The following is a 350-nucleotide window of genomic DNA, read 5'->3' on the forward strand; positions in this document are numbered from 1 at the left end:
GGGTCAGGAGCAGGTGGTGCCGTTGAGGGTGAAGGCGGTCGGGGTGGGCAGGGGGCCGCCCGGCCAGGTGCCCTGGAAGCCGAGCGAGACCGTGCCGCCCGTGGGCAGGCTGGCGTTCCACGTGGCGTTGCGGACCGTGATCCGGTCGCCGGACTGGGTCCAGTCGCCGTTCCAGCCGTTGGTGAGCCGGACCCCGGCGCCGGGGGCGAACGTGACGGTCCAGCCGGTGAGCGCGGCGCCGTGGTTGGTCACCCGCAGTTCGGCGGTGAAGCCACCGGACCACGAGTTCGGGGTGTACGACACCGCGCAGCCGCCGGTCGGCGGGGGAGTGGTGGCCGGGGGCTGCGCGG

General features: G+C 75.1%; 1 protein-coding gene. It reads right to left on the minus strand.

What is annotated here, in order from left to right; genetic code table 11:
• Window positions 1–3: 3 nt before the first annotated feature.
• Window positions 4–350, minus strand: a 347-nt coding sequence (locus ACSNN9_RS28705; protein ID WP_436676424.1) for a cellulose binding domain-containing protein, incomplete at its 5' end; no start/stop codon positions are given.

Origin of the sequence: Micromonospora sp. URMC 107, from assembly GCF_051386315.1 — a bacterium.
In the GTDB taxonomy this organism is placed as follows: domain Bacteria; phylum Actinomycetota; class Actinomycetes; order Mycobacteriales; family Micromonosporaceae; genus Micromonospora.